Origin of the sequence: Sulfuriflexus mobilis, assembly GCF_003967195.1 — a bacterium.
In the GTDB taxonomy this organism is placed as follows: domain Bacteria; phylum Pseudomonadota; class Gammaproteobacteria; order AKS1; family AKS1; genus Sulfuriflexus; species Sulfuriflexus mobilis.
Window position 1 is genome coordinate 1,385,535 of the sequence record NZ_AP018725.1, and the last position, 26,653, is coordinate 1,412,187.

At 52.7% G+C, this 26,653-nt stretch carries 35 protein-coding genes; 19 read left to right on the top strand and 16 right to left on the bottom strand.

Annotated elements, in window-relative coordinates; translation table 11 throughout:
* Positions 1-50: 50 nt before the first annotated feature.
* The 4 genes from EL386_RS06890 to EL386_RS06905 are packed head-to-tail and all read right to left on the bottom strand — an operon-like array spanning position 51 to position 2,179.
* On the bottom strand, positions 51-977 hold the full coding sequence (locus tag EL386_RS06890; protein ID WP_172597648.1) for a peptidylprolyl isomerase: 927 nt from the start codon (positions 975-977) through the stop codon (positions 51-53).
* A gap of 29 nt (positions 978-1,006) precedes the next feature.
* Positions 1,007-1,282, bottom strand: coding sequence for a BolA family protein (locus EL386_RS06895; RefSeq protein ID WP_126454708.1), 276 nt, complete (start codon positions 1,280-1,282; stop codon positions 1,007-1,009).
* On the bottom strand, positions 1,282-1,581 hold the full coding sequence (locus tag EL386_RS06900) for a YciI family protein (RefSeq protein ID WP_126454710.1): 300 nt from the start codon (positions 1,579-1,581) through the stop codon (positions 1,282-1,284). The genes EL386_RS06895 and EL386_RS06900 overlap by 1 nt, the downstream gene beginning before the upstream one ends.
* Positions 1,562-2,179 carry a septation protein A gene (locus EL386_RS06905; protein WP_126454712.1) on the bottom strand — a complete coding sequence of 206 codons (618 nt, stop codon included), beginning with the start codon at positions 2,177-2,179 and terminating at the stop codon, positions 1,562-1,564. The genes EL386_RS06900 and EL386_RS06905 overlap by 20 nt, the downstream gene beginning before the upstream one ends.
* 147 nt (positions 2,180-2,326) lie before the next feature.
* Here EL386_RS06905 and EL386_RS06910 point away from each other — a divergent pair, with 147 nt between their 5' ends.
* The 7 genes from EL386_RS06910 to EL386_RS06940 all read left to right on the top strand — a co-directional run bounded on the left by EL386_RS06910 (position 2,327) and on the right by EL386_RS06940 (position 8,406).
* Complete coding sequence (locus EL386_RS06910; protein WP_126454714.1) at positions 2,327-3,184, top strand: PHP domain-containing protein; 858 nt, start codon at positions 2,327-2,329, stop codon at positions 3,182-3,184.
* Positions 3,181-3,801 (top strand): L-threonylcarbamoyladenylate synthase, encoded by a 621-nt coding sequence (locus tag EL386_RS06915; protein WP_126454716.1) that lies wholly within the window; start codon positions 3,181-3,183, stop codon positions 3,799-3,801. Before EL386_RS06910 ends, EL386_RS06915 begins: the two co-directional genes overlap by 4 nt.
* A 183-nt stretch (positions 3,802-3,984) precedes the next feature.
* The gene (locus EL386_RS06920; RefSeq protein ID WP_172597649.1) at positions 3,985-5,202 is read left to right on the top strand and encodes a tryptophan--tRNA ligase; all 1,218 of its coding nucleotides are present in this window, start codon (positions 3,985-3,987) and stop codon (positions 5,200-5,202) included.
* Between the two features lie 131 nt (positions 5,203-5,333).
* Complete coding sequence (locus EL386_RS06925) at positions 5,334-6,143, top strand: segregation and condensation protein A (RefSeq protein ID WP_197722210.1); 810 nt, start codon at positions 5,334-5,336, stop codon at positions 6,141-6,143.
* A gap of 1 nt (position 6,144) precedes the next feature.
* Positions 6,145-6,903, top strand: a complete 759-nt coding sequence (gene scpB / locus EL386_RS06930) for an SMC-Scp complex subunit ScpB (RefSeq protein WP_126454720.1) — start codon at positions 6,145-6,147, stop codon at positions 6,901-6,903.
* Between the two features lie 37 nt (positions 6,904-6,940).
* On the top strand, positions 6,941-7,750 hold the full coding sequence (gene rluB, locus EL386_RS06935) for a 23S rRNA pseudouridine(2605) synthase RluB (RefSeq protein ID WP_126454722.1): 810 nt from the start codon (positions 6,941-6,943) through the stop codon (positions 7,748-7,750).
* 8 nt (positions 7,751-7,758) lie between these two features.
* Positions 7,759-8,406, top strand: a complete 648-nt coding sequence (locus EL386_RS06940; protein WP_126454724.1) for an endonuclease III domain-containing protein — start codon at positions 7,759-7,761, stop codon at positions 8,404-8,406.
* Here EL386_RS06940 and EL386_RS06945 read toward each other — a convergent pair.
* From EL386_RS06945 to hpnC, 6 genes are all read right to left on the bottom strand, one after another.
* Positions 8,403-8,864, bottom strand: a complete 462-nt coding sequence (locus EL386_RS06945) for a hypothetical protein (RefSeq protein WP_126454726.1) — start codon at positions 8,862-8,864, stop codon at positions 8,403-8,405. The two genes, EL386_RS06940 and EL386_RS06945, sit on opposite strands and share 4 nt — an antisense overlap.
* A gap of 121 nt (positions 8,865-8,985) precedes the next feature.
* Complete coding sequence (locus EL386_RS06950) at positions 8,986-9,900, bottom strand: GGDEF domain-containing protein (RefSeq protein WP_126454727.1); 915 nt, start codon at positions 9,898-9,900, stop codon at positions 8,986-8,988.
* 197 nt (positions 9,901-10,097) lie between these two features.
* On the bottom strand, positions 10,098-10,868 hold the full coding sequence (locus tag EL386_RS06955) for a YciK family oxidoreductase (RefSeq protein WP_126454729.1): 771 nt from the start codon (positions 10,866-10,868) through the stop codon (positions 10,098-10,100).
* Positions 10,865-12,199, bottom strand: coding sequence for a hydroxysqualene dehydroxylase HpnE (gene hpnE, locus EL386_RS06960; RefSeq protein WP_126454731.1), 1,335 nt, complete (start codon positions 12,197-12,199; stop codon positions 10,865-10,867). Before hpnE ends, EL386_RS06955 begins: the two co-directional genes overlap by 4 nt.
* Before the next feature lie 8 nt (positions 12,200-12,207).
* Positions 12,208-13,074 (bottom strand): presqualene diphosphate synthase HpnD, encoded by an 867-nt coding sequence (hpnD, locus tag EL386_RS06965; protein ID WP_126457264.1) that lies wholly within the window; start codon positions 13,072-13,074, stop codon positions 12,208-12,210.
* 26 nt (positions 13,075-13,100) lie between these two features.
* Complete coding sequence (gene hpnC / locus EL386_RS06970) at positions 13,101-13,994, bottom strand: squalene synthase HpnC (protein WP_126454733.1); 894 nt, start codon at positions 13,992-13,994, stop codon at positions 13,101-13,103.
* Positions 13,995-14,015: 21 nt separating this feature from the next.
* On the opposite strand from hpnC, the gene EL386_RS06975 reads away from it, so the two are divergent.
* Positions 14,016-14,216, top strand: a complete 201-nt coding sequence (locus EL386_RS06975) for a hypothetical protein (RefSeq protein ID WP_126454735.1) — start codon at positions 14,016-14,018, stop codon at positions 14,214-14,216.
* On the opposite strand, the gene EL386_RS06980 is transcribed toward EL386_RS06975, so the two are convergent.
* The 5 genes from EL386_RS06980 to EL386_RS07000 form a co-directional block, all read right to left on the bottom strand.
* On the bottom strand, positions 14,217-15,482 hold the full coding sequence (locus tag EL386_RS06980; protein ID WP_232020261.1) for a DNA recombination protein RmuC: 1,266 nt from the start codon (positions 15,480-15,482) through the stop codon (positions 14,217-14,219).
* Between the two features lie 16 nt (positions 15,483-15,498).
* Positions 15,499-17,418, bottom strand: coding sequence for a sensor histidine kinase (locus EL386_RS06985; RefSeq protein ID WP_126454737.1), 1,920 nt, complete (start codon positions 17,416-17,418; stop codon positions 15,499-15,501).
* 83 nt (positions 17,419-17,501) lie between these two features.
* The gene (gph, locus tag EL386_RS06990) at positions 17,502-18,164 is read right to left on the bottom strand and encodes a phosphoglycolate phosphatase (RefSeq protein ID WP_126454739.1); all 663 of its coding nucleotides are present in this window, start codon (positions 18,162-18,164) and stop codon (positions 17,502-17,504) included.
* An 11-nt stretch (positions 18,165-18,175) separates the two neighbouring features.
* Positions 18,176-18,880 (bottom strand): bifunctional 2-polyprenyl-6-hydroxyphenol methylase/3-demethylubiquinol 3-O-methyltransferase UbiG, encoded by a 705-nt coding sequence (ubiG, locus tag EL386_RS06995; protein WP_126454741.1) that lies wholly within the window; start codon positions 18,878-18,880, stop codon positions 18,176-18,178.
* A 4-nt stretch (positions 18,881-18,884) separates the two neighbouring features.
* Positions 18,885-19,163, bottom strand: a complete 279-nt coding sequence (locus tag EL386_RS07000) for a cupin domain-containing protein (RefSeq protein WP_338057554.1) — start codon at positions 19,161-19,163, stop codon at positions 18,885-18,887.
* 134 nt (positions 19,164-19,297) lie between these two features.
* Here EL386_RS07000 and EL386_RS07005 point away from each other — a divergent pair, with 134 nt between their 5' ends.
* The 11 genes from EL386_RS07005 to EL386_RS07055 all read left to right on the top strand — a co-directional run bounded on the left by EL386_RS07005 (position 19,298) and on the right by EL386_RS07055 (position 25,167).
* Positions 19,298-19,819: a DsrE family protein gene (locus tag EL386_RS07005; protein WP_126454743.1), complete on the top strand. Its 522-nt coding sequence runs from the start codon at positions 19,298-19,300 to the stop codon at positions 19,817-19,819.
* 85 nt (positions 19,820-19,904) lie between these two features.
* A complete protein-coding gene (locus tag EL386_RS07010) occupies positions 19,905-20,096 on the top strand; it encodes a hypothetical protein (RefSeq protein ID WP_126454745.1) in 192 nt (63 codons plus the stop codon).
* A gap of 218 nt (positions 20,097-20,314) precedes the next feature.
* Positions 20,315-20,935: a LysE family translocator gene (locus tag EL386_RS07015; RefSeq protein ID WP_126454747.1), complete on the top strand. Its 621-nt coding sequence runs from the start codon at positions 20,315-20,317 to the stop codon at positions 20,933-20,935.
* 37 nt (positions 20,936-20,972) lie between these two features.
* Positions 20,973-21,341, top strand: a complete 369-nt coding sequence (locus tag EL386_RS07020) for a VOC family protein (RefSeq protein WP_126454749.1) — start codon at positions 20,973-20,975, stop codon at positions 21,339-21,341.
* A 102-nt stretch (positions 21,342-21,443) separates the two neighbouring features.
* Positions 21,444-21,809 carry a cupin domain-containing protein gene (locus tag EL386_RS07025; RefSeq protein WP_126454751.1) on the top strand — a complete coding sequence of 122 codons (366 nt, stop codon included), beginning with the start codon at positions 21,444-21,446 and terminating at the stop codon, positions 21,807-21,809.
* A 167-nt stretch (positions 21,810-21,976) separates the two neighbouring features.
* Complete coding sequence (locus EL386_RS07030; RefSeq protein ID WP_126454753.1) at positions 21,977-22,486, top strand: hydrolase; 510 nt, start codon at positions 21,977-21,979, stop codon at positions 22,484-22,486.
* 68 nt (positions 22,487-22,554) lie between these two features.
* Positions 22,555-22,764: a hypothetical protein gene (locus EL386_RS07035; RefSeq protein WP_126454755.1), complete on the top strand. Its 210-nt coding sequence runs from the start codon at positions 22,555-22,557 to the stop codon at positions 22,762-22,764.
* Between the two features lie 28 nt (positions 22,765-22,792).
* A complete protein-coding gene (locus tag EL386_RS07040) occupies positions 22,793-23,923 on the top strand; it encodes a DNA alkylation repair protein (protein WP_126454756.1) in 1,131 nt (376 codons plus the stop codon).
* Between the two features lie 84 nt (positions 23,924-24,007).
* Positions 24,008-24,238: a DUF2789 domain-containing protein gene (locus tag EL386_RS07045; RefSeq protein ID WP_126454758.1), complete on the top strand. Its 231-nt coding sequence runs from the start codon at positions 24,008-24,010 to the stop codon at positions 24,236-24,238.
* Positions 24,239-24,355: 117 nt separating this feature from the next.
* Positions 24,356-24,838: a GreA/GreB family elongation factor gene (locus tag EL386_RS07050; protein WP_126454760.1), complete on the top strand. Its 483-nt coding sequence runs from the start codon at positions 24,356-24,358 to the stop codon at positions 24,836-24,838.
* Positions 24,839-24,870: 32 nt separating this feature from the next.
* A complete protein-coding gene (locus EL386_RS07055) occupies positions 24,871-25,167 on the top strand; it encodes a YkgJ family cysteine cluster protein (protein WP_126454762.1) in 297 nt (98 codons plus the stop codon).
* Between the two features lie 44 nt (positions 25,168-25,211).
* On the opposite strand, the gene EL386_RS07060 is transcribed toward EL386_RS07055, so the two are convergent.
* Positions 25,212-26,531 carry a TRZ/ATZ family hydrolase gene (locus tag EL386_RS07060; RefSeq protein WP_126454764.1) on the bottom strand — a complete coding sequence of 440 codons (1,320 nt, stop codon included), beginning with the start codon at positions 26,529-26,531 and terminating at the stop codon, positions 25,212-25,214.
* Positions 26,532-26,653: the final 122 nt, after the last annotated feature.

A 26,653-nucleotide genomic window follows, 5' to 3' on the forward strand; every position in this document is an offset into this window, starting at 1 on the left:
TCATGATGCAAATAATCATTAAACCTGTGAGATAGTTCTCATCTATTGTATTAATAATTTTTCATCATAATACCCGGCTTGTCATTCGCCTGAGGTGAGCTGGTGGACTGCTTGGGCGCGACCTCGGCGGGTTTGGTGATATCGATCTTGGCGGTGGCGCGCAGGCCGGCGATGTAATCTTCAATCTGGCGGCGTTGTAAGATATCGCGTACCCGGTCTTTGACTTCTTCAAACGCCGGCGGCGGGGTGTCGCGCCGGTCTTCCAGGTAAACCACGTGCCAGCCAAAGCGGGTCTTTATAATTTCTTTGACATGTTCACCCTTCTTCAGGGGCTTCACCTTGTCACGGATTGTTGATGGTATATCGGGCTCGGATTGCCAGCCAAGGTCACCGCCATTGGCAGCGGAAGGGTCAGAGGAATATTTTTTTGCCAGTTTAATGATATCGCCACCCTTATTGAGTTCGGCCAGTGCCTTATTGGCAGTGGCCTCATCCTCAGTGAGGATGTGTCGAAGCCTGTATTCGACCAGGGTCAGGTCTGCCATACGTGCCTCGTAGTCTTGACGCATTTGCTCGTCACTGAGAGGGTTTTTATCCACGTATTCACGGAAGGCGGCGTTGGCGAGGATGTTGCGACGTTGCAAGGCCAGTTCTGCGGCGGTGTCAGCTTGTTTGTCCAAGTCCTTGCTCAGGGCATCCTGAATGACCAGCTCAAAACTAATGAGTTCATCAAGGATATTCTGTCGGCTCGAGCCGGCAGGCAGGCTGGGTCCGCGTTGTTTGGCGTAGGCATTGAACTGTTCTTCCGATATGGCCTTGCCATTGACCACGGCGACGCTGTTGCTGTCCATGCCAGTCTGCGCAACAGTCGTGTCATTGCTTGTTTGTGCCTTATCACTGCGATCAGTCTTGCCGTTATCACTGCAGGCCGTAAGTGTGAGCAACACAAGGCTGACTGTAATCAATTTTCCGTTCATAAGTATCCCTGTTGTCATCTGCGGAGTTTTTATAATTCGTTCGTTGTATAGGCCTTGATACTCAGGGCATGAATATCGGTTTGCATCATATCGCCGAGCGCGGCATAGATCTGACGATGTCGCTCGATGAGTGATTTTCCGGTAAAGGCATCGGCAATAATGGTGACATTGAAATGTCCCATGCCGGTTTTCGCACCGGCATGTCCGGCGTGCATGTGACTTTCATCTATAACATCAACACTCTCGGCATCAAGCCCTTCAATAAGACGCTGCTTGATCTGTTTTATACGCTGATTGTTATCCATTAGGGCATGACCTTCTTGAAGGGTTTTACTACTACTTGCGCATAAACACCGGCCTCTACATAGGGGTCGGCATCTGCCCAGGACTGGGCCTCGTCGAGCGAGGCAAACTCGGCAATGACAAGGCTGCCGCTAAAGCCGGCCGGCCCCGGGTCTTCACTGTCAATGGCCGGGTGTGGCCCGGCGATCAGCAGGCGCGCTTCATCACGTAATTGCTGAAGACGTGCGAGGTGTGCAGGGCGTGCGCCGAGGCGTTTCTCGAGGCTGTTTTCGATATCTTCGCTAATTATCGCGTAGTACATCTTTTTCGGCCTTTTCGTTGTTCTCAGTTTCAGAATCCTTGTTGCTGTCTTCTGCTTCAGCATTATCGGTGTTGATATAACGCGATAACACGGCCCCCTGGGCGATGATAAAGACAAAGGTTAGCCCAAGCATGCCAAAGGTCTTGAAGTTAACCCATGCCTCCTGGCTGAAATTATAAATGACATACAGGTTAACGAAACCCATCAGGGCAAAGAAGCCGACCCAGGCAAAATTGAGTTTGGCCCAGACGCCATCCGGTGCGGTCATGGCCTTGCCCATCATGCGTTTGACGAAGTTGTCTTTGCCAATGTAGTGGCTGCCGAGAAATGCCAGGGCAAAGACCCACTCGAGGATGGTGGTCTTCCATTGTATATAGAGTGGGTTATCCAGATAGATGGTGATGCCACCGAAGACGCTGATCAGGACGAGTGTGATCAGATGCATCTTTTCAAAGCGCCGGTGCCGCAGCCAGTGAATGGCGACCTGCAGGAAGGTCGCAGCGATACCGACCTCGGTGGCAATAATTATGTCATTGCCGGAAAGCTTGAAGGCGGCAAAGAATAAAATAATCGGAAAAAAGTCGAACAACATTTTCATAATGAAATACAAATCAACCGCAAGGCGGTGCTCCTGATGGTTTTGCCCGGTTATTATGCCGAGTCTTGCGCGGCTTGTCTGCCGTATTGGGTATATCGCGTATTTAAGGGGTGTGTTTTGCGCTAATCCCTATACAATATCGGCGCTATGTTATTTGACCTACATTCCCACAGTACCGCCTCGGATGGCACTCTCAGCCCGACCGCACTGGTCAAACGTGCGTCTGAACAGGGCGTGCAGGTGCTTGCCCTGACCGATCACGACACCACGGCCGGGCTGGCCGAGGCGCGACAGGCGGCGGGCACAGACCTGAACCTTATCAATGGAATCGAGGTCTCGGTGAGCTGGAACGGCCAGGCCATCCACATCGTCGGGCTGGGGCTGGACCCCGATAATGCCGCCTTGCAGACGGGACTGGTCAGGCTGGGTGAGTTTCGTCAGTGGCGCGCCGAGGAAATTGCGCGTCGCCTGGAGAAGAAACGTATTCCGGGTGCCTTTGAAGGGGCCATGGCCTATGCCAAGGGCGAGCTGCTGAGCCGCACGCACTTTGCCCGTTTTCTGGTGGAAAAGGGTTATGCCGACTCGGTGGGCAAGGTCTTCAAGCACTACCTGGTGCAGGGTAAGCCCGGTTATGTACCCGGCAAGTGGGCCGGGCTCGAAGAGGCCGTGGGTTGGATCAAAGACGCAGGCGGTCTGGCCGTGGTGGCGCACCCGGCGCGTTATAGAATTTCGGCCACCCGCCTGCGAGCCCTGTTAGGGGAGTTCCGCGAGTGTGGCGGCCTGGCCATGGAAGTGGTCTCCGGGAGTCACAGTAAGGACGATTGCCTGAGCATGGCCGCCCATGCCAAGCGCCAGCAACTGCTGGCCTCACAGGGCAGCGACTACCATGGCCCGGAAAATCCGTGGATAGAACTGGGCCGCCTGCGTGACATGCCCGAGGGCTGCCTGCCGATCTGGGAAAGTGAACATTGGCCGGCTGCCGGGGGCGGAGACCTCCGGCCATGAGCCAGTTTTTCGAGATCCACCCGGATAATCCGCAGGGGCGGTTGATCCACCAGGCCGTTGCGATCATCCGCGAGGGCGGGGTGATCGTCTATCCGACAGACTCCAGTTATGCACTGGGCTGCCATATCGATGACAAGGCCGCCATGGAGCGGATTGCACGTATCCGCCAGATGTCAAAGCGTCACAATTTTACCCTGATATGTCGCGATCTGGCGGAAATTTCCACCTATGCCAAGGTCGATAATCAGGCCTACCGACTCATGAAATCGCTGACCCCGGGGCCCTATACCTTCATTTTCAAGGCCACTCGTGAGGTGCCCAAACGGCTGTGGAACCCGAAGCGTAAGAGTATCGGCATCCGCGTGCCGGATAACCCTATCGTCCAGGCCCTGCTGGCGGAGCTGGGTGAGCCCATGATGAGTTCGACCCTGATCCTGCCCGATAATGACCGGCCGCTGAACGATGCCGAGGATATCCGCGAGGTCCTGGAGCACCATGTCGACCTGATTATCGATGGCGGCCACTGTCACCTGGAACCGACCACGGTGCTGGATTTATCCGAGGGTGAGCTGCAGGTCCTCCGACAGGGACTGGGGCCGATTGAAGGTATTATTTAACATTAAAAATACATTATAACTAATTGAAATATAGTTATTAATATATCAGGTTTTTCTTTTGAGAATTCCCCGCCCACGGACTGATCATGGGCGGTAAACAAGGTATAATCATGCCGTCCGCGCGTGGCGGTCAGAACAAGAATCAAGTGTGGCCTGCCTCGCGGGCGCAATTGGGAGGTTTAGTTGAGTTCTATCCCCGGTCAAAATGGCCGCGTGCTGTCTGGCATGCGACCCACAGGTCAACTCCATCTCGGTCATTACCACGGCGTACTCAAGAACTGGATCAGGCTGCAGCACGAATATGAGTGCTACTTTTTTGTTGCCGACTGGCACGCCCTGACCACGCACTACGAAGACCCGAGTATTATCGCCGCGAGTGTCTGGGAGATGGTCATCGACTGGCTGGCCTGCGGTATTAACCCGAGTAACGCCACCCTGTTTATCCAGTCGCGTGTGCCCGAGCATGCCGAACTGCACTTGCTGTTATCGATGATGACCCCGCTCGGTTGGCTGGAACGTGTGCCGAGCTACAAGGACCAGCAGGACAAGCTCAAGGAAAAAGACCTCGCCACTTACGGCTTTCTCGGTTACCCGCTGCTACAGAGTGCCGACATCCTCATGTACAAGGCCAGTCAGGTGCCGGTCGGTGAAGACCAGGTCGCGCATGTCGAGCTGACCCGCGAGGTGGCGCGGCGCTTTAACCACCTCTATGGCCGTGAACCGGGTTTTGAGGAAAAGGCCGAGGCGGCGGCGAAAAAGATGGGCAAGAAGAACGCCAAGCTGTATCGCGAGCTACGTCGCCGTTACCAGGAGCAGGGCGATCACGAGGCCATCGAAACCGCGCGTGCACTCCTCGAGGAACAACAGAATATTACCCTTATCGACCGTGAACGCCTGTTCGGCTATCTCGAGGGGGGCGGCAAGATCATCCTGCCGGAACCGCATGCCCTGTTAACACCGACCTCGAAGATGCCGGGACTGGACGGGCAGAAGATGTCCAAGTCCTATAACAACACCATTTCCCTGCGCGAGCCACCCGAGGCGGTCGAGCAGAAGCTGCGGACCATGCCGACGGACCCGGCCCGCGTCCGCCGCAATGACCCGGGTGACCCGGCAAAGTGTCCGGTCTGGCAGTTGCATGAGGTCTACAGTGACGAGTCGGTGCGTGAAGGGGTGCAGCAAGGTTGCCGTTCAGCCGCCATTGGTTGTCTGGATTGCAAGAAGCACATCATCGACGCCATTCTCGAAGAGCAGGCACCGATACACGAACGTGCACAGGAATACATGAACAACCCTGATATAGTGCGTAACATCATTAACGAAGGGTCTGAAAAGGCGCGTGATGTTGCCAAACAGACCATTGATGAAGTACGACAGGCGATGGGCCTGGCCTACCGTTAAACGGATAAACCATGACTGAACCCGAAGTACAGGTCGCCGAAGAAGCACAGCTTGAAGAGGCAGCCGTGCCCGATGAGCAGCGGGCTGAGCAAAAAGCGCAAGAATCGGCTAAACATCCTCAACAGGGGGAGATGCCTTTTGCGATGGTGCATGGTGAAAGGCTTACCCAGTTACCGCAGGACCTGTATATCCCGCCCGATGCCCTGGAGGTCTTTCTTGATGCCTTCGAAGGGCCGCTGGACCTGCTGTTATACCTGATTCGTCGTCAGAACCTCGATGTGCTGGATGTGCCGATCGCCGAGATCACACGCCAATATATGGAATATGTCGAGGTGATGAAGGAAATGCATCTCGAACTCGCCGCTGAATATCTGGTGATGGCGGCGATGCTGGCCGAGATCAAGTCGCGTATGTTATTGCCGCGTCGTGAGAATGAAGAGGGTGAGGAAGAAGACCCGCGTGCCGAACTGGTGCGCCGTTTGCAGGAATATGAACGTTACAAGCAGGCCGCCGAGAACCTTGATGGCTTGCCGCGCATGAATCGTGAACTCTATAGTGTTGAGATACCGACACCGGAAGTCAGCACGACCAAACATCCGCCGGAAGTTGATTTGAAGGATGTCTTGTTTGCCTTCCAGAAGGTTCTTAAACGTGCCGAGATGTATTCGCACCATCACATTCAGATGGAACCGCTTTCCGTACGTGAGCGTATGTCGAATGTCTTGAGTGGAATTTCAACAGACAAGTTTACAGATTTTGCTGCATTGTTTACCCCGGAAGAGGGGCGCTCGGGAGTGGTGGTTACGCTGCTGGCAATCCTTGAACTACTCAAGGCACACATGATCGAAATGGTACAGAACGAACCCTTTGGACCTATCTATGTTAAAGCGGCCTCATCCGATAAGGTAGAGTTGCCCGATGATATGACGGATTTGGATTGATATGAACCCTGATATTATAAAAAAAGTAGTCGAGGCCGCCTTGCTGGCATCCGGTCAGGCCCTGAACATTGATCGCATTATGAGCCTTTTTGCTGAAGGTGATTTTCAGCCAGAGAAGAAAGACATTCGTGCAGCACTTGATGCCATTGCAGAAGATTGCAAAGACCGCGGCATCGAACTGCGTGAAGTCGCGAGTGGTTTTCGCCTGCAGGTCAGGGAGGACATGGCGCCGTGGATTTCACGCCTGTGGGAAGAAAAACCACAACGTTATACCCGCGCCTTGCTCGAGACACTGGCCCTGATCGCCTATCGCCAACCGGTTACCCGTGGCGAGATTGAGAACGTACGCGGTGTCGCCGTCAGCAGTAACATTATAAAGTCCCTGACCGAACGTGAATGGATCAAGGTCGTGGGTCACCGTGATGTGCCGGGCAAGCCTGCCATGTATGGTACAACCCGGGAGTTTCTGGATTACTTCAACCTGAAATCTCTTGATGAACTGCCCACCCTGGCCGAACTGCGTGATTTTGAAAGCATCAATGCCGAGCTCGACCTGCAGTTACCCGGTATGGAGATGCCGGGTGAGCCGGATGCACCGCATGCACAGGCCGTCGATGCCGGGGCCGAGGTGGGCGCTGATAAGGTTGAGAGTGAAACGGTTGCTGATGTCGCAGCGGATGAAATCGTTGCTGCAGAGCAGGACAATACAGAAACTGAATATGCGTCCGAAGAGGATGAAATAAACTCTACGGCGCAGTAAATGGCGCGGTAGACCTTTCCCCAAGCAGGCCGGAACGATGAGTGAAAAACTTCACAAGATGCTGGCCAATGCCGGTTATGGCTCGCGCCGCGAGATGGAACGCTGGATCGAGGCAGGGCGTCTGATGATCAATGGCAAACTCGCCATTACTGCCGATCGCGTATCTGAAGATGACAAGATTAAACTTGATGGTCGTTACATTGATCTCAAGTTTACTTCTAATAAGCCCCGGGTATTGATGTACCACAAGCCAGAGGGCGAGATATGCACACGTCATGACCCGGAAGGCCGTGCCAACGTTTTTGAAAATCTTCCGAAATTGAAAACGGCACGCTGGATTGCAGTCGGGCGACTGGATATCAATACCAGCGGCTTGCTGTTATTCACTACGGATGGTGAACTGGCCAATAAGCTCATGCACCCCTCTGCCGAGATTGAACGCGAGTATGCGGTGCGCGTACTGGGTGAGGTCACCGATGACATGCTCAAGGTCATGAAATCAGGTGTTGAGCTGGAAGACGGCATGGCGCATTTCGACAATATCACCGATGCCGGTGGCACCGGAGCCAATCACTGGTATCACGTTGTTTTGCGCGAGGGTCGCAAGCGCGAGGTCAGACGACTCTGGGAATCTCAGGGTCTGCGGGTAAGCCGTTTACAACGTATTCGTTTCGGTGAACTGAGCCTGTCACGCAGCCTGCGCGTGGGTAAATGGCGTGACCTTGAGGGTGATGAATTAAGCCAGCTTTATGCAAGCGCAGGACTCAGTCTGTCGGTTGAAGAAAAGCCGGCTAACACCCGCCGTCCACACCACGGTCGTCCCTATCGCAGGCCTAAACGCAAATAGGTGAGTGGATGCGGATTCGATCCGTTTACCAGCGATTATACAAAACCTATGGTCCGCAACAGTGGTGGCCGGCCGATTCCCGTTTCGAGATCATGGTCGGTGCCGTGCTTACCCAAAACACCGCCTGGGTGAATGTGGAACGGGCCATTGCCAATCTCAAACAGGCCTCTGCCTTATCGACAGAGGCCATTCTTGACAGCTCACACGAACAACTCGCTGAGTGGATAAGGCCCTCAGGGTATTTCAATATCAAGGCAAGTCGCCTGCGAAACTTTTGTCAGTGGTATCAACAGCAGGGGCAATACGACAGACTGAAACGATTAAAGACTGCGCTATTGCGGCAGCGGTTGTTGATGGTCAATGGGGTTGGCCCGGAGACGGCCGACGACATTATTCTCTATGCCTTTGCACGCAAGGTCTTTGTTATTGATGCCTATACCAAACGCATCTTTTCGCGACTGGGCCTGAGCGATCCATCCGCTGGTTATGAAAGTCTGCGCGCACAGTTTGAAAAGGCGCTGAGCAAGGAATCGGTAAAGACCTTTAATGAGTATCACGCCTTGATCGTGGTACACGGTAAGGATGTCTGTAAGGTCAAACCCAGGTGTGAGCAGTGTTGCCTGGCGCGCGTCTGTCAGAGAGTGGGGCTGGATTAGCTCGCCTTGCGTGAACTGTCTGTCTGGCTGCTATGCAGGGTGTGGCGGATATGTGCTACAGAGGGCCGCAGGTCCGCCGGGATATCCATTTGATTACCGAGCAGGATGATCATCTTCGGATTGCTGTTGTAACCGGCAATGATCTTCTTCAGCATGTCGACGTTATGCTGTTCCTTCAAGGCCTCGTCAAACTGACTGAGGAGGTAGACACCAAAATGCGGGGTACCATGAATCAGTTCAAGCAGGTGACGCGGGGTCTGGCTGCGGGGGATCATAATGTGACTCGCATCCATACGGTATAGACCGTTATCGGGGGTCCAGTGATAGATGGCCTTGCTCGAGGCCAGAGACAGACTTTTGAACAGGTCTGTTATATGCGCGCTACGCACGCTCTCGAAATAAACGAGGGAATAGGCCTTTTCGGTCAGTTTATCGATGCGTTCTAATGCCGGGTCCATAGTGCTTTTCCTTGGCGGAAAATAACTTTCCATATTTTAAATATAGTAGACCCTGGCAGGAAAAAGTGCGACTCCCATCATAGAACAGATAAAAAGTCCTGGAATGATGCGGCTTTCAGGCTTATTTGGCGAGTAATACCTGGTTACGACCGGTGCGCTTGGCCTCATAAAGGGCCTTGTCGGCACGCTCAAACAGCTCGCTTCCAGACTCGGCGGTAACGAGTGTCGAGACGCCGATACTGACGGTAATACGTATGCTCGCATCATCATTAATATAAAGCATTTCTTCAATGGCCTCGCGGATACGTTCAGCCAGTAACAGTGCTCCATCGGTGCCGGTATTGCTGAGGATAATGGTGAATTCCTCACCGCCGTAGCGGAACATGATGTCGGAGCTACGGATCTTTTCATTGACGCGGTCGACCATGGCACGCAGGGCATTGTCACCCATGGCATGACCAAAGCTATCGTTGATGTTCTTGAAGTGATCGATGTCGAGTACCAGTAGTGACAGCGGGTTATTGTGTCGTTCGGCGATCTCGATTTCCTTGGCGAGCATCGTATCAAAGGCCGCGCGATTAAGGGTGCCGGTGAGGGTATCGCGCATCGCCTGCTGTAAAGCAGCCTTATACATCAAGGCATTACGCAGGGGATAGACCAGCAGGCAGAGCAGTTCCTCGACACGCTGCAGGTCCTGTTCACTGAAACGACGTGAACGGGTGAACCGCAGGCGGCCGAGGGATTCATTGGCCAGTTTTAACTGGTAATTGCAGGTATGGCGTTTGGCCTTGCCCTGGCTGAGTTCAAGTCCTGATTCCGGGCAATCGTAACTGAAATGTGTGCAGGCCAGCTCAGTGTGCACGGCCTCGAAGAAGAAATTGAGGATTTGGTTGATATCCAGTGATGTCTGTAACTTGCGATTCAGTTCCCACTCTATGCCCGTGCCGGGCGCCGGGCGCTGCAGGCCATGAGAATCCTGACTGGAGTCATTCTGGGCGTCTCGCAAGGTAGGTTCGCTGTGTAAAAGTATAGCCATATCGTTATACCATCATAAATCTCGTCTGATAGGGATAATGCGAATATCATGCCAATATCACAAATATGTGAAAGGTATGAATAACAATGAGTTATGAGTCAACTAAATGATCGTGCGGGGAATCGACAGGAATTTGACGCGGCAATTTGCCGTCAGTCGGCTGGTTTTTGCCACAATACCCTGGTGCCTGAGCGGTATTAGCCGCTTTTCTGGGCATCCAACAGCTGGCCACGAATGCCCGTACTGTCAGCACCCATTAGATAGAGGTAGGCGGGTAAAATCTGGCTGACTTCGGGCAGGGTGTTCGGGTTCTCACCCGGGTAGGCCTTGCTGCGCAGGTGGGTGCGTAATGGGCCGGGGTTAATGGCATTGACCCGGATGGCCGAGTTGTTTTCCAGTTCATCGGCGAGGATAAACATAAAGGCGTCCAGTCCCTGTTTGGATACGCCGTAGGCACCCCAGTAGGCGGCGGTCTTTTCATGCCTGTCGGTACTGCTAAAGAGAATGGCGGCGTCCGGTGCCTGGCGCAGCAAGGGCAGGCAGGCCTGGGTCAGCATAAAGGGGGCGGTCAGGTTGACCATGAGTGTGCGTTGCCACAGCTCCAGGCTGTAATGATCGATAGGCGTCAGGCTGCCGAGCTCAGCGGCATTGTGCAGCACCCCGTCGAGGCGGCCAAACTCCGTGGCAATACCACCGATCAGCCCGGCATATTCCGCCTCACCGGCCTTGTGCAATTCGAGGGGGAAAATCGCCGGTTGGGGATGTCCGGCGGCGAGGATCTCGTCATACACGGCCTCAAGCTTATGCGTGGTCCGGCCAAGCAGGATCACCGTCGCACCGTGTGCGGCATAGGCCCGGGCGACGCCGCGACCGATCCCGTCACCGGCACCGGTCACCAGAATCACCCGATCCTTGAGCAGTTCAGGACTGGCTGTGTAGTCGCTTGGGATCTGTGCTGTTGGGCTCATGCTGGGTTCCGCTTGTTGAGTTGAAGAATGGACGCGGCACATTGTACCCCACTGCGCACGGCCGCTTCGAGTGTTGATGGATAAGGACTACGTGTGTAGTCGCCGGCCAGCCAGAGATTTTGTACCGGTGTCGCATTTTCCGGGCGCAAGTTGTCGATATCGACACAGGCACTAAAGGTCGCGCGTTTTTCCCTTACCACCAGGTGTTGCAAGGGTGCGGGCCAGTCAAAGGCGCTGCAGAGTTCTTCACTGACCTGTTGTGCGAGAGTGGCATTGTCTTGTTGCATGTGTGGGCCCTCGGCACTGATCACCACGGCCATCAGACCAGGTTGATCGGCAAAGCGGCGATCAAACAGCCATTGCCCGGTCATGCTCTGCAGGCCGGTCATGGCCTGCGGCAGTGAAACACTCTCCGGGTATTGCAGGTAAAGGGTACAGATGGGTTGGTATTCCAGTTGTCCGAGCCGGTCATGGATGTCAGCGAGTGCATCCTGTTTGGCCAACAGGTCCTGACAATGTCGGGGCGAGCCGGCGATGATGACCTGCGCAGCGGGAAAATATTCCTGATCGACATAGACGCCGTGACAGGCCCCATCGTGGATATCCAGCCGGCTAACACGTTGCGCGAGGGTGGCCTGACTACCCTGTGATTCAATATAGGCGATCGCCGGCTGGACAAAAAGCTGACCAAGGTCGGTACGTGTATACATGGCGTCGGCATCGGCGGCATGTCGGGTAAAACTGTCACGGATAACATGGAGAAAAATACGCGCAGAGGCCTTTTTGATCGGGGTGTTCAGGGCCGCCAGGCAGATGGGCTCCCAGAGACTATCAATGACCTTTTTCGGTTGTCCCACCAGCAGGGCCATAACGCTGATGTCATCCGGCAAGGTATAGTCGCGCCGTTGCAGGGTATACATAAAACGCAGGGTCTTGAAACGTTCAGCCAGGGAATAGCCGTGTGCGCTGAGAATGGCAGTGAGAAAATTGAACGGTGCAGGCAGCCTGCCGACCCGCAGGCGTATCGCCTGGCCCTTTTTGTCTTGCATCTGCCAGGTCAGTCGCTCTCGCAGAAGGACCTTGTCGATATCAGTCTGGCAGGTCTGCATGATCTTCAGGGTCTCGGTATAGGCACCCAGTAACAAGTGTTGACCGTTATCAACCCGCAGACCATCAAAGGCTATGCAACGGGCGCGGCCACCGAATTGTTTTGCCGATTCCAGTAACCTGACGCTTTGTCCCTTACTGGCCAGGGCGACGGCGGCCGACAGGCCCGCCCAGCCACCGCCAACAATGACTACCGGTAAATCCTGTGAACGGTTTTCATTCATGGTAATGATCAGGCGTGGCGCGCAGATTGTCGTTGGCGGCGGTTTTCACCGCGATGGGTACTCCAGGCGATCCAGAGTTTTCGTAACGGGCTGAGCGATGCACGTTGACGGAAGACCATCAATGGCTGTTTGCTTATCTGTTTGAGCAGGCGCTGATAGATAGCGGCCATGATAATACCACTGCGTTGGCTGTGGCGGTCGGCTTCCGGCAGCGCAGCAAAGGCCAGCCGGTAAAAATCCTGTGCGCGTTGAATTTGATACGTCAGCATCTGCTGCATGGCATCGGATACACGCGCATCGATGATATCCTGATCGTTGAGACCAAATCGCTGCAGGTCTTCCTGAGGCAGGTAGATGCGATCCCGCCGGGCATCTTCATGGACATCACGGATGATATTGGTCAATTGAAAGGCCGTGCCCAGGTGTTTGGCGTAGTCAAGGGTGTGCGGGTCCTGGTAGCCGAAGATCTCTGCCGCCAGCAAACCGACCACGCCGGCGACACGGTAACAATACAATGACAGCTCATCAAAGCTGGCATAACGATGTTGCGTGGTGTCCATAAGCATGCCATCGATAATGGCATGGAAGTGGGCCTCATCGAGGGCAAAATGTCCGAGGCTGTCTGCCAGTGCAGTACCCACCGGGTGTTGTGGTTTGCCATGAAACACACGTTCAACCTCGGTGCGCCACCAGTCCAGCTTCTGCCTGGCGAGTGCCGGGTCAGAGCACTCATCGACACAGTCATCGACTTCACGGCAGAAGGCATACAGGGCGGTAATGGCCTGTCGTTTTTCAGGCGGCAGAAACAGGAAACTGTAGTAAAAACTTGAGCCGCTGTTGGCGGCTCTTTCCTGGCAATAGTCATCGGGCTTCATGTGGGCAAACTTTAGCGGATTGATCATCAGGCATCAACAAGCGGCTGATGTTTGAAGAGGCCCTGCAGGCCGATCATCAGCCAGTCGAGTTTTCCCAGGCGGGGGCGGCTATAGATGTCCCTTTGTTGCATGAGCTTTCTCGCCACCCGGTGGGCGCCAAGTAGCGTTATGCGTAACTCCAGGCCGAGGCGTCCGCCGAGGATGTCGATCAGCGGGTAACCGGAGAGCAGCATCCTGTCGGCACGCAGATACTGTTGCTGCATAAAGGCATGCAGCGCCGGGTTGATGTCACGCCTGTGTAAATCTTGTTCAGTGATTCCGGCAGCCTGCATCTCATCCCCGGCCAGGTAGATGCGATCATTCTCAAGCAGGTCCTGCTCGAGGTCTTGTTGAAAGTTGATTAACTGCAAGGCCGTGCAGATAGCATCACTGTATTGACGGTTTATCGTATTGTCCTTGCCGGCAAGCTGGATGAGCAGGCGGCCCACCGGATTGGCCGAATAACGGCAATAATGCAGCAGGGCATCGAAGTTGGCATAACGTCGGGTGTTGATGTCCATGCTGAATGCTGTCAGCAGGTCGTGAAAAAGTTGCGCGTCGAGGCGATGGCGGTGGATGGTATCGGCCGCCGCGATAAACAGCGACTCCATGTCGGTTTCACCGGCCAGGGCGCGCTCCAGTTTCTGGCCATGCTGGTGTAAGGCGGCAAGCCGTTGCGCGGGGCTGGCATCGCCCTCGTCGGCGATATCGTCGGCGGTGCGGGCAAAGGCATAAATGGCACTGACAGGTTTGCGCAGTTCCGGCGGCAACAGCCGCGAGGCGACTGGGAAGTTCTCATAGTGGCTGGCGGCCAGTGCCAGGCAATCGGCATAGGCACCGTCACTTGACGTAGCGGCAGGACTTGGTATCTTGGGCGACATTATTCGCAAAGGGCCTGAACGATGAAAACATTTAACGGTATTATCATGGGCTTGCTGATCGGTATGGGGCTGGGTTTATGGTTTGGTGTTAATATTGGCAGGGAAGTGGATATCTTCAGTAATCCCTTTGTCGAACCGGACCTGGGTGACCGCATCAGTAACAAGGCCTCGGAACTTTACGAGGAAGGCCGTAAGACGATTGACAAAGAGCTGAATCAATAACTATTCATCCTGCTCCGAAATCTGTCGGGTAACCTTGTCGATCTGTTTGGTGTCTTTGATCACCTTTTTATCATTAATGCCCATTTCCTTGAAACGTCGGGCACTCGGCAGGATGCGACTGTCAAAAGACCCCACGGCCTTGTTAAAGTTTTCAACACTGCTGCCGAGGGAGTTGCCGAGTTTGTTCAGGTGCGTACTGAATCCGGCAAGCCGCTCATAAAGTGTCTCACCGAGTTCGCGGATGCGGTCGGCGTTCTCGGCCAGCGCCTCCTGACGCCAGCCAAAGGCAACGGCGCGGAGCAGGGCGACAAAACTACTCGGTGTGGCGAGGATGATCTGCTTACTCATGGCATCCTCAAGAATGTTCGGGTCGCGTTCCAGCGCCGCACTGAGGAATTGATCACCGGGGATAAACAGCACCACAAAGTCCGGTGCATCCTTAAACTGGTTCCAGTAGGCCTTGGCAGAGAGTTCACGGATGCGGTCGCGAACCTTGCGGGTATGCTGTTTAAGATGCTCTTCACGCACCGCATCATCATTCGCCTCAATGGCATTCAGGTAGGAATCGAGCGGGGTTTTCACATCGACGACGATCTCGCGGCGGTCGGGCAGGCGAATGATCATATCGGGCCGCATACGGCCTTCATCGGTGTCGACATGTTGTTGTTCATAAAAATCACAATGCTCAACCATGCCGGATAACTCAGCAAGGCGTTTCAGGGTCATCTCACCCCATTGCCCGCGGACCTCGGGTCGTCGCAGGGCCGTGACCAGGTTACGTGTTTCCAGTTGTAGCTGGCTTTGCGTGTGCGACATGCTTTCAAGGTGTTGCTTGAGTGAACCATAGGCCTGCTTGCGTTCCTGTTCCATATCGCGGATCTGCTTCTCGGTCTTGTTAAGGGCATCACGTATGGGCGCGACCAGGTCAGAAATGGATTTTTCCTTTTTCTCCAGTTCATTATGTGCGTTGGCCTGATATTGTTTCAGATTTTCCTGTGCCAGCTTGAGAAATTCATTGCTGTTATGAGACAGGGCCTTGCTCGCCAGTGAGGCAAAGGACTCTCCCAGTTGTTCACGTGCCTCGGCGATGTGCTTGATCTTTTCTGCATGGGTAGAACGCTCCATATCGAGCGTGGTTCTCAGCTCCGTATTACGTTCACGAAGTTCGGTGATCTGTTTATGCGCGCGTACATAGCCGAGCAGGAACCCGGCAAAGGCGGTAATGATGCCAATGGTCGTGGCGATAAAAATCAGGTTGGAGTCCATGATGTTAATACACGCTTTATGCGTTTGATTCGGCTATGGGTCTGGCGAGTTGCAGCCAGAATGTAGAACCCCCTTCGGGGTTATTATAGGCACCTATGCGGCCATGCATTTGTTTCACCAGTTGTTGGCATATTGCCAGCCCCAGGCCATTACCCTCGACCTTGGTTTTTTCGGCCCCCAGGCGGTTAAATGGGATGAACAGTTCATCGAGGCGATCTTCGGGAATGCCCATGCCGCTATCACGGATGTTGATCTTGATGTCTTTATCGGTCTCGGTTTCCAATGCAATAACTATACGTCCATGGTCTTGGTTATATTTTACCGCGTTGGAGAGAATATTGACAAATATCTGACGAAGACGCATGGCATCGACAACCACCTCGGTATCTTCTTGCGGCAGACTATTCTCGATAGTGATATTACGGCTGCTTGCCGGTTGCTCAGTTAGCGAAATGGCCTCCTGCATGACGGACTGTATACTGGTCACTTCGGGTTTGAGTGGTACCTTGCCGGCCTCGATCTTGGACAGGTCCAGAATCTCGTTAATCAGTCCCAGCAGGTGCCAGCCGGCCTTGAGGATAATGGCGATATTGTTTTTTTGCAGCTCGGTCAGGTTTTCATCAACATTCATTTCCAGTAGTTGTGAAAAACCCAGAATGGAATTGAGTGGCGTACGCAGTTCATGACTCATGTTGGCGATAAAGTCCGACTTGGCCTGGTTGGCGAGTTCGGCCTCACGTTTGGCATCCGAGAGGGCCTGCATGGAATGCTGCAGGTCATTACGCGCTTCATTGAGTGTGCGGGCGCGCTTAATGCGGGCGCTTACTGCCTGGGTGAGGAATGACCTTTCAACGGGTTTGACAATAAAATCATCGCCGCCAAGGTTCATGGCACTGAGTTGCTTGTCCATGCGTTGCTCGCCGGACAGGAATACAATCGGTATGGTGTCAAAGTCACTCATCTGGCGTAACACCATGGCAACCTCAAGGCCACTGCATTGGGGCATGTAGATATCCATGAGTACCAGTTCAGGATGAAACTCACGAACGATATCAACTGTCTTCAGGGGCTCATTCAGGGTCCTGACTTTCATCCCTGCTGTGCGTAACATCTCCGCATGCAGTTCAGCCAGGGCTTCTTCGTCATCGACAATCAATACCCGGTAGGGTGACGAATCGTCCTTACTGATGATCTGCCTTACACAGGCTAACAGCAGGTTGAGATTGATCGGTTTTGTCAGGTAATAACGTGCCCCGGTGCGCAGGGCGCTGAGGCGCGATTCCATATCATCACGGACCGACAGATAAATGACCGAGGTAATATCCTTGTTTTGTCGCAGCGTCTCAATGGCGCGGGCACCCTCGAGGTCACCTTCCGGGAAGGTCATGTCCATGATAATCAGCCCCGGTCTGAATGTTTCGACGACCTCGGCCAGCCGTCCTGTATCGTTCAGTACCTGCAGATCGTAGTCGTGACCTTCAAGCGTGGTCGAAAGATACTCGGTAAACGTGTGGTCATCGTCGACGATCAGGATGCGGTTATTGTTTTCCTGCGTGCGGCGGCGCGTAGGCGTTCCCGTGGCAGTAGACGCATTGCCCTGAATGGCATCGAGATGGGTAAGCACGGTATTGAGGAGCTCGGAAATCTTCGCTAGGGTGTCGTCATCGGCCTCGCTTTTATCCACCAGCAGTTCACCGAGCAGGCGATCCAGTTCGCTTGATGCGGTGGAGAGCTCATAGAGGCCGAAAGTGCCGGCCGTCCCGGCCATGCTATGGATGATAATGCGCAGGCCATTGGCGAGTTCTTCTTGCCAGCCACTTTCGGTCAGCGCCTGCCAGTGCTTGCGCAGGCTTTCAGCCTTGTCGGGCAACTGGCCGACATAGGCATCTCTGATGGCGGCGATGCGGGTTTCGATGCTGTCCGTTTTATTGTTCATATTTGACGATATCGTTCCCTGATGGCAATGATGCTGGCATAGTGCCGGGACGCTGGCAACATATCCTTGTAAAATATATGATTTTAGCCAGGATGGCGAGCATCCAGCCAGTCGAGCAGGTCATGCGGCTGCTCGAGCATGCCGTCGGCCTGCCAGTCCTGGGGCCGGTCCTCGTCACCCAGATAGCCAAACAGGGCCACCAGGTTTGGCATGCGGGCATTTCTGGCCGCCTCGATATCACGCTGGGCGTCGCCGATATACAGGCAGTCCTCGATCCGGCTGCCCGTCAGGATGCAGGCATGCAGTAGCGGCGCCGGGTGGGGTTTGCGTTCCGTGAGGGTATCACCACTGACGATACAGGCACAGCGGGTGTGCAGGTCGAGCTGTTCGAGCAGCGGCTCGGTGAGCCAGCCGGGTTTATTCGTCACCACGCCCCATTTGAGTTGCCGGGCCTCGAGCTCATCGAGCACCGGCCCCATGCCCGGGAACAGGCGGGTCTGGTTGGCGATATTGGCGCGGTAGACCTCCAGTAGACGCTGGCGGAGGGGCTCAAAGGCAGGGTCTTGCATCTCGATCTGGAAACCGCGACTGATCAGGGCCTGGCCACCGTGGGAGACCCACGGGCGAATGGTCTCAAACGGCAGGGCCTCGCGGCGGTTTTCGACCAGCACCTGATTCAGCGCCGCGGCCAGGTCGGGGGCGGTATCCAGCAGAGTGCCATCAAGGTCAAACAATATGGTCTGCATGGGCTGCCGGTTCAGGCCAGGGTGCAGTGCATCAGGTAATTCACACTGATGTCCTTGCCCAGGCTGTATTGTTGGTTAAAGGGGTTGTAGCCCATGCCCGTGAGGTCCTGCAGTTGCAGCTCGGCGGCACGCGCCCAGGCCTCCAGTTCAGAGGGGCGAATGAACTTGGCATAATCGTGGGTGCCCTTGGGCAGCATTTGCAGCAGGTACTCGGCACCGACAATGGCAAACAGATAGGCCTTCATGTTGCGGTTAATGGTTGAGAAAAACACCTGGCCGCCGGGTTTGACGAGGGTCGCGCAGGCCTTTATCACTGAGGCCGGGTAGGGCACGTGTTCAAGCATTTCCATGCAGGTGACCACGTCGAAACGGCCGGGTTGCTCGGCGGCCATGGCCTCGGCTGTGACCTGGCGGTAATCGACCTGGGCGCCGGATTCGAGGCAGTGCAGCCGGGCCACCGAGAGCGGCGCCTCACCCATATCAATACCGGTAACCGTGGCCCCGCGCAGGGCCATGCTTTCCGAGAGGATGCCGCCGCCGCAGCCGACATCGAGCACGGCCTTGCCGGCCAGCCCGCCGCAATGGCCATCGATGTAGTCGAGGCGCAGCGGGTTGATCTCGTGCAGGGGTTTGAATTCACTGTTCGGGTCCCACCAGCGGTGGGCGAGTTCCTCGAACTTGGCGACCTCGGCCGCATCGACATTGGTATGATTCATGGGCTTAGCCGAAATCGTAGTGTTTTTCGACGTCTTCGCGGATTTCCCAGGTACAGGACAGCCCGGCCGGGAAGGTCACGAAGTCGCCTTCCTGGATATGCACAGGTTCACCGCCATCCGGGGTGACAATGACATCGCCGGCCAGCAGGTAGCATTTTTCCTGTTTGTCATAGCTCCAGGGAAAGGTCGAGACTTCCTTGCTCCAGATGGGCCAGTCGTAGACGCCGATGACATCAAGCTTGGCCGGGGAGGGATTGCGTTCAATGGTGATCGCTGCGGTCACAGTAGTACTCCGTATTGCAATGTTTAGATAATATATCGCTCGGACTCATATTCAGTACATTCTATTATATACGAACTCGCAGGGCCGGTGGCGGCGGCTTGTCATCCCGGCAAACATCATGGATAGTGCGGATTATGCGAAGAGGCATCTACCTGTTGTTGTTATTGGCCGTGGCCGGCTGGCTGGGCCGTGACAGCCTGTGGTCGGGGTACATGGCACTCAGTGGCCAGGGGCTGGCCGAGGCAAGCCTGACAACACCGCAAGCCCCCGCCCAGCCGCCCGTCCAGCTCGATGACGGCAAACACTATGCCTACGACATTGTCCTGCACACGCCCGAGCAAATCCGCGAGGTCTTGCAGCACGCCGAAAAAATCTCCCAGTCGCCGCGCCCGGCGAATGAAAAGCCCAGTATCGCCATGGTCCTGCACGGCCCCGAGATCGACTTCTTTTCCATTGAAAATTACCCAAAGTATCGCGACATTGTCGACCTCGCGGCAAAGCTCGATGCCTACAACGTCATCGAGGTAAAGATGTGCCAGACCATGATGCGCAAACGCGGCCTGAAGAATAATAACGTCCCGGGCTTTATCGAACTTGTGCCGTACGGCCCAGGCGAGGTGGAGAAGCTGCGCCAGAACGGCTATGTGGTGTTGTGAGGTTCTTGGTGTGGCAGAACAATCTGTCGCTTAACTCAATCCAAATATAGAAGCAAAAAAATACGAAAAGAATCCGGAGGTAAGCATGAGTATTTTACTTAAAGTGAACCTGGCTATTTTGGTTTTTTTAGCCGCTTCATCAGGGGTGACAAAAATTATGCTCATGCCACAAGACGTAGAATTCTTTGGCAATTATGGATTCACTAACCCCATTCTCATGTTATTTACAGTATGGCTTAGCTGGGTAAACATTAATCATGGTCTGAGGTTCCCCTAATTAAGAGTAAAGTCTAATAATGGTATATGTACTTGATAATAACAACAATATCCAAAAAAAGGCAAAAAGGCCATATATCACAGCTAATGTAATACGGAGAAGTGGTGAATAAGGACATGATTTTAAATGAATCAGGTTATATATTTTCAGGAATTAACCAAAAATGTGGCGTGCTATATGGCAGTTATGCCTCATATATATAGTTAGGCTAATGAAGAATGAGCATTATTGAGACAATTTCACTATTCGGAATCATGGTTGCACTCGCGGCAATGCCAAGCGCAAGTGTTGCTTTAGTTATTACTCGCTCAGTTACCCTAGGTGTAGCCAATGGTATCGCTGTCTCAGTTGGAATTGTTTTGGGCGACTTGGTTTTTATCCTGCTAGCCATATTAGGCCTATCAGTTGTAGCAGAAACTATGGGCAGTCTCTTTATGGTTATTAAGTATCTGGGTGCTACATATCTACTTTGGCTGGGTTATACGCTATTAACATCAAAAAGCAATACCACAATTACACTAAATAAAACAATCGAAAAACGCAATCTCGCTGCTAGCTTCTTTGCGGGCTTTATTCTGACCTTGGGCGATATTAAAGCAATTGTTTTCTACGTAAGCTTATTCCCAGTATTTATCGATCTAACCGCGCTCAATGTGGCAGATATTCTGATTATTATATCTGTAATGGTAGTCTGTGTTGGCAGTGTAAAAATTCTATATGCATTTTCAGCAACAAAGATCGCTTCTTTGGCAAGAAGTCACAAGCTGGATAATGCAGCCAGAAAAACAGCGGGCTGCTTTATGGTTGGAGCTGGCAGTTATTTAATTGTAAAAGCCTAACAATCGCATGCACACGGACAACAAAAAGGAACGAACAATGTCACGTGTAATTCATTTTGATTTAAGCGCAGACAACCCTGAACGTGCTGCAGAATTCTACCGTGATGTATTTAATTGGAAAATCAATAAATGGGATGGCCCAGAGGATTACTGGTTAATTCAAACAGGCACTGAAGAAGAACCTGGAGTGACAGGTGGCGTTGCTGGAAGAATTAAACCAGAAGATACCACGGCAGTAGTGTTTGATGTTGAATCTGTAGATGAAGTATCTAAAAAGGTAATTGATGCCGGTGGAGCTATAAGAGAAGAGAAAAAGGCTATACCGGGTGTTGGCTATTTAATTATGTGCAGAGACACAGAAGGCAATACATTCGGCATCATGCAAATAGACGAGTCAGTTAAATAAATTCGCGCCTAACAATGCGCTCGTTCGGACGCTCCTTACGTCGCGCCGCTTATTAAAGCGTTATGTGGCAAAACAGTTAATTATCAAGTGAGATCGCATTTAATGGCTAAAAGTACAATTACATATTGGAATGCATTAGATAAAGCCAATGATAATAAGTGGGAAGTCATTGAAGGAACCGATGGCCTTTTAGAGGAATTAACATTAGCCATTGATGAAAAGACAGGCGATTATACTCGTTTAACCCGCTTTAAACCGGGAGCAGATACTAAGTCATTTGGTGCAAAAAGCCATGACTATCCTGAAGAAATATTTATCATAAAGGGTAGGCTTTATGATGAGGCATTTGATAAATGGATAGAGGCAGGGAATTATGCAAGTCGTCCACCTGGAGAACTCCATGGACCTTTCAAAACTGATGTAGAGTGTGTTGTGCTAGAAATGTCTTATCCAAGCCAGTCAAATTAGTCAAATTAAAGGGGTCGGTAACAAATCGAAATACTAATGATTCTCATTTGTCACCGCCCCCTTTATTGTTTATTTTTTCATTTGGACTTTGAGGCACTCGTCAAGAAGATCGAATACTAGACAACCCAGGGCTCAGGGTATTTGATTAGACAGCAAGGAGAGTAATAATGGAAATTAATGCTTTACCTAAATACGACATGAGTGACAATCCCACAAACTGCTGCCCCAGGTTCAATTCAGAAGGATGGGATGAACAAGAGCTTCACTTTAAAAACAAATTATTTCTCAAGGCAAAAACCAGAAGCATATTTCATATCCCTATTAATATGAGCTCTGTCTTTCCGGCAATGCTTGACGCTATTGATAAGGCCAAGGCAAAGGCTGAAGACGAGTTTATTGTTTTATCTTATGACCCTTCCGCATGGACTGGAGAGCATTATTTCTCAGTGACTAAAGATATTCCTGGGCAGACCATGACGCATATGACCGGAGATTATTTGACCAAGGTTTTCGAGGGGCCGTATAAGAATGTCTATAAGTGGGAGAAAGAGATGGAAACATTTGTTAAAAGCAAAGGAAAGCATGTTAAGAGAACCTATTTTTTCTACACGACATGCCCAAAGTGCGCGAAATTTTATGGCAAAAACTATGTAGTTGCTGTATCCGAGATTCAATGACGTGCAAAATATTATGTATTTAGAAGCATATGGGCAATAGGAGGGTTTTGTGTCGAGGGGACGATACAATGAATAAAGCAAGCTACATACTAATAATGTCGTCAATTGTTTTTATGCAGGCGTGTAGTTCCAGGCAGGTGTATGAATCGATACAGCTTAATCAAAAGCTGGAATGTCAAAAATTACCGCATTCTGAATATGCGGAGTGCATGGAGCGTGCCGGCGAGAACTATGAAAAATACACACAGGAACGTGAAGAGGTCATTAAGGGAAAATGACGTATATAAATAACATATAAGGCATTTTATGGCAGAGCCATTCAAAAATTTACTTAATAAAAAAGTTATTGAGGGCATGGCAGGGCATTTCCAAAGTCAGTGGCCTGAGTTTGATGCCAGGGGGTTTGTGGCGGCTGCCACTAAAAACCTGGAAAAACTTGAGTTAAAGGCGCGTACTGAGCGTATTACCGATACGATGATTGAGTTTTTTCCTGCTGACTTTGAAAAATCCGGAAAAATCCTGCTCGCAAGTCTGGGTCCTCCATTGGGTGATGATATTTCCGCCGGGGCTGTCGATGCCAGAGGTATAGCCGGCTGGGCCATCACGCCCCTGACGCATTATGTGGGACTGCGCGGCCATGATCACTTTGAGTTATCGATGAGGTTGTTTAAGGAAATGACCAAGCGTGCATCCGCTGAATTCGGCATACGTTTTTTTCTGTTGAGATCACCAATAAAAACCTTATCGACACTGAAAAACTGGGCAGCTGACGATAATCAACATGTACGGCGCCTGGTTTCAGAAGGCAGCCGGCCTCGGCTGCCCTGGGCGATGAGGTTATCCGCATTTATTGAAGACCCCGCGCCCGTGATTGAACTACTGGAACGGCTTAAAGACGATGATAAAGAGTATGTGCGACGTTCAGTCGCAAACAGCCTCAATGATATTTCCAAAGATCACCCTGAACTCGTGGCAAAAATTGCCGAACAGTGGATGAAGGGTGCAAGTCAGGAGCGAATAAAATTAATTCGTCATGCTTGCAGGACATTGCTCAAAAACGGGAATAAAAAAGCATTGAAGGTGCATGGTTTTAAACCACCAAAAATCCAACAAACGAGTATCGACATAGCGACGCCGAAAGTGGTATTTGGTGATGCCTTGCAGTTTTCGCTGTCAATCCGCCCGGATTCCAAGCAGGATCAATCCTTGATGATTGATTATATCATTCATCATCAGAAGGCCAATGGCAAGACGTCGCCGAAAGTATTCAAGTGGCGAACGGCAACGTTATCAGCAAACAATACGCTGACACTAACCAAAAAACATGCCATCAAAAAAATCACAACCCGCGTGTATTATCCGGGGTTGCACACGGTGGAAGTTATGGTAAATGGTGTTTCAGCGGGAAGAGCTGATTTTCAGTTGCTGATGCCTTAATGGCATAAATAATAAACGTGTTACTTTATTAAACATGCATACAATGCATATCCCATGAAAATGTAATGTTGACAAGGAAGCATCATGGAAAAACCGACTCATTCTTTTACAACGTTATTTGATCAACTGGGCCTCGACAGCACGGACCAGGAAATTGAGGACTTTATCAACAGACACAAGCCCCTGCCGGGCCATGTCGAGCTGAGCGAGGCGGAATTTTGGAACGCCTCACAGGCATCGTTTTTAAAGCAGGCAAAGAACGATGATGCCGACTGGGCTGAAATCGTCGACCAATTTGATTCAATGCTGCGTTGACCATAGGTATACCAACAACGGTTATTGTAGCCGCTGACAGGTGTTTGGTTTCAGGTCCTTTTGGGGCGACAAGCGCTAACACTGGCGTCAGCCTACAGGCCTTAGGCCGCGGAAGCTATGACTAAAGTATTACTCCTCAAACAAATACTGAAAGCGCTTGAGGCGGTTCATCAGGGCGCTGTTGCTGCTGCTTTGCAGGCCAGCGATACCGCCACCCATGAGGAGAACGTTGCTGAAAATAAATATGATACCCTGGGGCTGGAGGCGGCTTATCTTGCCCAGGGTCAGGCTAAACGTGTTGCCGAGTGTGAAGAGGATGTGGCCGCGTTCAAACGGCTTGTGGCCACCGATTTCACCGAGACAACACCGATTGCTGTGGGTGCCGTGGTCACCCTTGAGGATGACCACGGCAGCGAACAAAGGCTTTTTTTAGGGCCCGCCGCCGGTGGGCTAAAAGTGCGCTTTAATGATAAAGATATCATCGTTATTACCCGCTCGGCACCACTGGGAGTGGCCTTGTTTGGGCGTTTTGAGGGTGACGAGGTCGACATTGACACTGGCGGTGAAAAGAAACGCTATGCGATCATCTCTGTTGATTAGGGACAGTGGCAAATGAGAAGGGTACATGATGCATGACTATTGATGTTAGCAACCCGCCTGAGAGCGAGGTGGCCTGTAGCAACTGCGAGGCCAGCTGCTGCCGCCTGCAGGTTATGCTCATTACCGATACGGGCGTACCTGATCATTTTATCGAGACCGATAAATGGGGTGGGCGAAGCATGATACGTCTGGAAGACGGCTGGTGTTCAGCCCTGGATCGAAATACCATGCTTTGTACGATTTACGCGATGCGACCACTGATTTGTCGTGAGTTTGAGATGGGTTCATACGAATGTATTGCCGAGCGAGCCGCCTCTATTAACAGCTGACTAAACCGGCCGCGACCGCAGATGAAAGGCGGTATCATCCCGCATCAACCCTCCCTGATCCGCTTACCCCATTTTTTCGCCGTTTCCATGAGTGTTACTTCATCCATGCCGGTGAGTTTGCCCTCGTGCAGCAATTGCTTGCCGGCCACCCAGACATCGGTGACATGGTGCCGGCCGCTGGCATGAACGATTTGCGATAAGGGCTCGAACATCGGTTGGGTTTCGATGCGTTCCATGTCGAGGGCGATCACGTCGGCGGCCTTGCCGACTTCGAGCGAGCCGGTGACTTTGTCAAGGCCGAGTGCGGCGGCAGCATTAATGGTGGCCATGCGTAGTGCGGTGGTGACATCAACACTGCGGGGGTCACCGGATACCCCCTTGGCCAGCAGGGTGGCGGTGCGCAGTTCACCAAACATGTCGAGGTCGTTATTACTCGCGACGCTATCCGTGCCCAGACAGACATTGACCCCGGCATCGAGGAGCTTCTGCACCGGACAAAAGCCGCTGGCCAGTTTCAGGTTGGACTCGGGGCAATGCAGTACATGCGTGCCGGTGCTAACGAGTTTTTTTATGTCCTCGTCATTGAGCTGGGTCATGTGCACGGCAAGCAGGCGGGGTGAGAGCAGGCCGAGTTCGTGCAGGCGGTCAAGCGGGCGTTGACCGCTGGCCTCCATGCCCATGTTGACCTCGTGGGCGGTCTCATGCACGTGCATGTGAATCGGGATATCCAGTTGCTCGGCGAGCTGGCTGATTTTTTTCAGTGGTTTATCGGAAACCGAGTAGGGGGCGTGCGGGGCGAAGGCCGTGGTGATCAAGTCACTCTCTGCGCATGCCTGGTCATGGACCTTGAGGCCCTTGCGGATGTATTCATCGGCATCCTGGGCCCATACTGTCGGGAAGTCGATGACGATCAGGCCGATGCTGGCACGTATACCAATCTCGCTGGCCACGCGGGCGACCTGGTCCGGGTAAAAATACATATCATTGAAGCAGGTGGTGCCACCGCGGATCATCTCGGCAATCGCCAGGCGGGTGCCATCGCGGACAAAATCACTATTGACCCATTTTGCCTCGATCGGCCAGATGTGGTGCTCCAGCCATTCCATCAGAGGCACGTCATCGGCAATGCCGCGCATCAGGTTCATGGCCGCATGGGTGTGGGTGTTTACCAGCCCAGGCATCAACACATGTTTGTCAAAGTGCTGTGTCTGTTTTGCCTGGTAACGCGGGGCGGCCTCAGCACTGGGGAGGATAGCGACGATCTGCCCGGCATCAATGGCCAGGCAATGGTCTTCGAGTACCCGGTTGTCGGTGTCTACGGTGACAATCGAGCGGGCATGGAGTAAGAGGTCAATCTGGGACATGTGCATCATCGTTATCTGTTATACCGTGGCGCAGTATAACGGCTTTGCCGAGCAGAGATACAACCGGTGAAGCCGTCGATATGGATGCCCCGCATTGAAAAGCAGACCGATAATAAATATCC